Annotated in this window: 4 protein-coding genes and 1 pseudogene; all 5 read left to right on the top strand. The window is 69.5% G+C overall.

The window, feature by feature from the left end; all coding sequences use genetic code 11:
• The first annotated feature begins 506 nt into the window (after nt 1-506).
• Nucleotides 507-3,482, top strand: a complete 2,976-nt coding sequence (locus AB0E62_RS39770) for a polymorphic toxin-type HINT domain-containing protein (RefSeq protein ID WP_362205949.1) — start codon at nt 507-509, stop codon at nt 3,480-3,482.
• Nucleotides 3,483-3,491: 9 nt separating this feature from the next.
• Nucleotides 3,492-3,962 carry a hypothetical protein gene (locus AB0E62_RS39765; RefSeq protein ID WP_362205946.1) on the top strand — a complete coding sequence of 157 codons (471 nt, stop codon included), beginning with the start codon at nt 3,492-3,494 and terminating at the stop codon, nt 3,960-3,962.
• 182 nt (nt 3,963-4,144) lie between these two features.
• The gene (locus AB0E62_RS39760) at nt 4,145-4,348 is read left to right on the top strand and encodes a hypothetical protein (protein ID WP_362205943.1); all 204 of its coding nucleotides are present in this window, start codon (nt 4,145-4,147) and stop codon (nt 4,346-4,348) included.
• Nucleotides 4,345-4,926 (top strand): hypothetical protein, encoded by a 582-nt coding sequence (locus tag AB0E62_RS39755; protein ID WP_362205940.1) that lies wholly within the window; start codon nt 4,345-4,347, stop codon nt 4,924-4,926. Before AB0E62_RS39760 ends, AB0E62_RS39755 begins: the two co-directional genes overlap by 4 nt.
• Nucleotides 4,927-4,970: 44 nt before the next feature.
• A pseudogene (locus tag AB0E62_RS39750) lies at nt 4,971-5,801 on the top strand (IS5 family transposase).
• The last annotated feature ends 161 nt before the right edge of the window (nt 5,802-5,962 follow it).

The following is a 5,962-nucleotide window of genomic DNA, read 5'->3' as shown; positions in this document are numbered from 1 at the left end:
GAGCGCCGACGGCCGCACCGGGGAGCTGCGCGCCGTCCTCACCGTGGCCTGCGACGGCCGCGGATCACTGGCCCGCGCCCGGCCGGAACTGCGGCCGCCTGGGCCGCCTGTGACAGCAGGAACCCGGTCGACATCCACCGGGTGCTGACGGGGCCGATCCTGCAGGCCCACAGCGAATGGGAGGCCGAGTACTCCTCCCAGACCACTCAGCGCAAGGACATCGTTGCCGCTGAGATCGTCGCCTCCAAGGAAGCGAGGCTCTCCGCCGACTACATGATCGAGGCGATCCGCCAATCCTGGCAGGCCGATCAGATCCTCTTCTGGCAGCAGTACTGGCGCGACCACCCCGACGCCCTGAGCAAGCCCTCGCTCAACGACCAGAAGAACGCCACCCGGCTCCTGGCCACCATCCGCGAGACCACCTCGCAGTTGCTCCCCAACGCCACATCGGCCGCCGCACGTGCCAGGACCGCCGCGGACCAGGCCGCCGCAGCACAGAACGCCGCGTGGGCCATCGCCGACCAGAACCGCCACCCGCGCGGCCGCGGTCTGATGTACGCCGCCCAGTCCGTCCAGGTCGCCAAGGCCTCCGCGGCCGCGGCCCAGGCCTCCGCGAAGACCTCGAAACCGCCCTCAAGGCCATCCAGGCTAACAGCGCCAACAGCCAGGCCTTTTACGCGCTCGCGCAGACCCAGTCCCACGCAATTGCCACGGAGTTCCGCAAGGCGGCAGCGCTGGAGGCGAAGGAACAGGCGAAGGCGGCTTCGGAGGCCGCGGCCAAGCAGGCCCAGGAGGCGGCCGCCAACGCGACGGCTGCCAAGCAGGCCCGGACGACCGCGGAGCAGGCAGAACAGGACGCCAAGGCCGGCGCGGCCGAAGCGAAGTGGCAGCGGGAGATCGCGGAGGCCGAGAAGGCCACTGCCGAGCGGGAACGCGACAACGCGGCCGTCGAGCGCCAGAAGGCACAGGCCGCAGAAGAGCGGGCACAGGACGAGAAGGACAACGCTCGGCAAGCCCGCGCATCCGCGCAGACGGCAGGGACCACGGCGGCCGAGAAGTTGGCGGCGGCCGAAGAGGCCGAGTCACGCGCTCGTACGGCACGTGGTCAAGCGGTCGACGCCGAACAGCGGAGGGATGCCACGGCGTCACGCGCTGCCGCCCTGGAAGCGGCCGCAGCAGCGGCCGAGGGCACCAGCGCGGCCACTGAGACCCGGCAGGCCGCCACGGAAGCACGAGCGGCCGCCAACGACGCGGCAACCGCTGCCGTGAAGGCCCGCGCCGCGGCGAACGAGGCGTCGGCGGCCGCGATCAACGCACGAGCGGCGGCAACCCTTGCCGAGGGCGCGGCCAAGCGCTCCCGCTCTGCGGCCGACTCGGCATGGTCGGCCTACAGTGCAACGAACGCGGCTGCGGCCAAGGCACACGCAGCAGCGGCGAAGGCGATCGACGCGGCCGCATCCGCGCAGCAGAACGCCAAGACGGCGCAGGCGGAGGCCGAAAAGGCCCAGACCGCGGCAGTCGATGCACGCAAGGAAGCCACCGCTGCTGTCGGTGAGGCCACGAAAACGGCTGCCTGGGCGGCGAAGACCGCCGGTTTCGCCTACGCGACAGCCCAGTACGCAGGGGCCGCCCGGGATGCGGCGATCGCGGTCACGAAGGCTGCCGACAAGGCAGTCAGCCTCGGCTCTCCCTATCGTGAGACGGACTCCAGTGCCGCGTTCGCGGTGCTGATCGGTCAGCTCTCCAAGACTCTCGCCGAACAACAGGCCGCAGCGGCCAAGGCCAAGGCTGACGAGGCCGGGAAGGCGGCCGCGCGGGCCAAGGACCTGGCGGACAAGGCAGACGGCGACGCCAAGGTCGCGCTGCAGGCGGCAGCCGATGCCGCCGGCTACGCGGTGCAGGCGCAGAAGTCCGCGGATGTGGCCCGGGCCTCGGCCGCGGCAGCGTCCGCGGACGCTGCCGCGGCGAAGAAGGCCGATGCCGGCGCGCAGAAGTATGACGAGCAGGCCGGCGTCGACGCCTTCCACGCCAGTTCCGCCGCGGAGGACGCGGCCTCAGCCGCAGCACAGGCCGACCGTGACGCCACCGACGCCGAGCGGGACGCCGCGAGCGCCGATTCCGCCGCCACCTCCGCCGAGAGAGACGCGGCGGCCGCCGGCCGGACGGCCACGCGAGCGGAACAGAACGCCACCCGAGCGGAGCAGGCCGCGGCCAACGCCCAGGACTACGCCAACCAAGCCGACAAGGCAGCCGACAGATCGGAAGCCGAAGAACGGCAGCGTGCCAAGGAAGAACGCGAGGAGGTCGTGTCGTCGGGCGGCTCCACCGCCGAATACGTACTGACCACGGACGAGGAGGACATTCTTTTCGCCGAGTGCGGGCAGACCTGCGTGGATCAGTACCGCCAGGCCATGGTGGACGCCAACCAGGATGTCCTCGACTGGGTCAGGGCCAATGGCGGCAAGATCCTCCTGGACCTGATCGGTGTGACGGACGCCAGGAAGTGCTTCTCGGACGCCGATGTCGAGAGCTGCCTGTGGACCGCCTTCAACGCGCTGAGCCTGGCGACAGTGGTCACCAAGGCCCCCGAATTCGCCAAGGCAGCCGTGAAGGTAGGTGCCGGCATCGGGACGTTCTTCGAGACCGCCACCGCCGCCCGCAGGACTCTCAAGGCACTGCAGACAGTCATCGATGCCCGTCTTGCCGCGGGTGCGTCATTCTGCGTCAGGCACAGTTTCGTGGCCGGTACCAAGGTCGCGATGGCCGACGGCAGCGTCCGCGCCATCGAGGAAGTAACCACCGGGGACCAGGTTCTCAACGCGCAGCCGGGCAGCACTGATGCCGAGCAGCACCGCGTCGCGCTGACACACCGCACCACGACGGACACCCGGTTCACCGACGTGACTGTCGCCACGAAGAACGGCCGGCGCACCATCACAGGGACGTCGAACCACCCGTTCTACGACCTGAGCACCGGAGCGTGGACGGACGCGGGGCAGCTCAGCATCGGGGACCGCCTGCAGGCTCCAAACCACGAAGCCGTCACGGTTGTGGGCGTCCACTCCTACACCAGGCCGCAGGTCACCTACGACCTTACGATCGCGGATGTCCACACCTACTTCGTGGTGGCCGGCGAAGCCCCGCTGCTGGTGCACAACATCAGCTGCCGCACGATCACTGACGGTGTACTGCAGCACATCCGCAACAACCACCTCTGGGGCGGCAAATATCATATGGAGGGCGACATGCAGAACGTCTTCGCTCAGGAGATCGACGGCGCTGAACTCAAGAGGCTCATCGAGGAAGCGGCACAGTTCGGGCATGAGGTGCCGCGGTCCAAGACGGATCCCCGAGGAGGCAACTACATCGACTATGCCTTCGATGACGTGACCACTGGAGTGAACGGCCAGAACGGCATCCGTCTGGCCGTCGACGAGCACGGCAATCTCAACACCGCGATGCCCAGAAACGTCTGGCAGTAGGGCGAACAGATGATCACTTTCTCCTTCGAGCCGCGCGCAGACGACGTCTCCTGGTCCCAGAACTGGCGACCGGAGAGGACGGAGCTGATCGGCGGAGACTTCTGCCTGAGGCTCTTCACCGCCAACCTGCGCCTTGTTGTACACGGCGCGGACCTCGGCCTGCGCACGCCCGGACTTCCTGTGGTCGACTTCGCGCTGATGCTCGACTTCGCAACGCGCGAGCTGGAGACCGTCAGTGACTTCGCGGTCGAGACCAGCGTGTCCCAGAAGGTGTTCGCCTTCAGCCGAGAGGGGACTGAGGTCACCCTCACGACGAACTACGCCCCGAGTAGAGCCAAGCTGACGTGGTCGGAGCTGCGGGAGCTGACAGGCAGGGCGAAGGCCGAAGCGGTGCGGCTGATCGTCACCGCGCATCCGGAACTCCGCGACAACACCTGGCTGAAGCAGACGATGGGGAAACCGCCGGCCGGCCGGCTCTGATTTTGTGTGAGGGCCCGTCAGCTTCCTGGCGGGCCCCGTCACGCCCCTCGGTCCGGTCCGGAACATCACCATCTCTCCTTCGTGTAAGCACCGTTGTCGGAACAGAAGACTCCGTGTTCCACTGATCTCCTTCCGCCACAACGATCACCGCTCCCGGGCGGGACAGCCATCCAGAGGGATCCGTGTGTGATGACCTCGGGTTCGAGAGGCTCCTCGGCGAGGAGGGCTTCTTCGCGTGCATGCGTGGGCGGTCGCCCTCGGGTGCCGGCCGTGAACCGCTGTACGGCCCCGATATCCCGGTCGTGCTGCTCACCGGCGGCCCCGGCATGGGCAAGGGGCGGCTGCTGCGCGCCGTACGGACCGTTTCGCCACCAAGCTGCCGGTGATCTATCTGGACTGCGGCTCACCGGTTTACGCCGCGGAGTTACCCCAGCGGCAGCGCTTCCGCGGCCTGGGCACCGGCGACTTCTGGCGCGGCGCCCTGCTCGGCGCCATCCGGAACCTGCTGGCCACCCTGTCCGGACAGGCCCTCGACCCGTACTCCGCGGTGGTGAGCACCGTGCTTGTGGACGCCCTCGTGTCCGGTCTGGCACCCCGCTGCAAGGCCGAGATGGCCCGCGTCTACGGCGCCTACCCCGGCGGGGCCAGCCAGCCCGAGCACGGCCTGCGCGACCTCGCCGTCGACTTCAAGGCCGGCGGCGAGGGACGGGAGGTGGCCGAGCGCTTCCTCTTCCAGGCGCTGCGCGAAGACCTGGAAGCCGCCTGCACGGGCGCGGTCGGCTGGCCGCGCCGGGTCGGCCGTCCTGCGGTGCTGCTGGACCGCGCCGAGTCGCCGCTGGGCGAGCAACTGCTGCGCGCCGTGCTGATCGACCGCCGCGGCGGGCAGCGCGACCGGGTGGTGATCGTCGGCACCGCGCGCCGCGCGGACGGCGGCGCCTTCCTGTACGAGGGCCTGCCGACCTAGGGTCTGTCGTCAAACGATCTTCGGTCGGGGATCATGGTCGGGTGATACGTCGCCATGAACTGTCCGATGCCGAGTGGGCCTTCGTGGAGCCGTTGCTGCCCCGGTCTGAGCGGGGCAGCAGACGGCTGGACGACCGGACGGTGCTCAACGGGATCGTGTGGGAGTTCCGGACCGGCACGGCTTGGCGTGACGTGCCCGAGCGGTACGGCTCCTGGGCCACGCTGCACACCCGCTTCCGCCGATGGGCCAGGGACGGCACCTTCGAGCGGATGCTCCGGGCCGCCCAGGCGAAGGCCGACGCGGCCGGGGACATCGAGTGGCTGGTGTCGGTCGACTCCACGATCGTCCGGGCCCACCAGCACGCGGCCGGAGCGCGAAAAGGGGGCTCCGCACCCCGGGACTCGGCCGGTCCAGAGGCGGCCTGACCAGCAAGATCCACCTGGCCTGCGACGCTCTGGGCCGACCGCTCGCCTTCACCGTCACCGGCGGGAACACCAACGACTGCACCCAGTTCACCGCCGTGATGGAGACGATCCGGGTGCCCCGGCTCGGGCCGGGACGGCCCCGGACCCGACCCGACCACGTCATTGGTGACAAGGGCTACAGCCTTCAAGGCCATACGCACCTGGCTGCGGCGACGGAGCATCCGGCACACCATCCCGGAACGGTCCGACCAGATCCGCAACCGGCTCCGACGCGGCAGCCACGGCGGACGCCCGCCGGCCTTCGACAAGCAGGTCTACAAGCGGCGCAACGTCGTCGAACGGTGCTTCAACCGCCTCAAGCAGTGGCGCGGCATCGCCACCCGCTACGACAAGACCGCCGAGTCCTACCAAGCAGCCATCACCCTCGCATCGCTCCTGATGTGGGCGTGACACTTTGACGACAACTCCTAGGGGGTACTGGCCCCGACGGAGTTCCGGCCGGCCGACGGCTCCCGGGCGACCGCACCCGCCTCACCGCCGACGGCCAGGTGCGCACCTGTCTGTTCGCCACCGAGGAGACCGACCTGCGCGCGGCCCTGCGCTCGGGCGTC

The sequence above is a fragment of the Streptomyces sp. NPDC038707 genome, assembly GCF_040636485.1.
Classification (GTDB): domain Bacteria; phylum Actinomycetota; class Actinomycetes; order Streptomycetales; family Streptomycetaceae; genus Streptomyces.
This window is presented reverse-complemented; position numbering and strand designations above follow the sequence as displayed.

Coding starts and splice junctions, on each gene's coding strand:
- AB0E62_RS39765 (WP_362205946.1), top strand. CDS start 3,492: ATGATCACTTTCTCCTTCGAGCCGCGCGCAGACGACGTCTCCTGGTCC.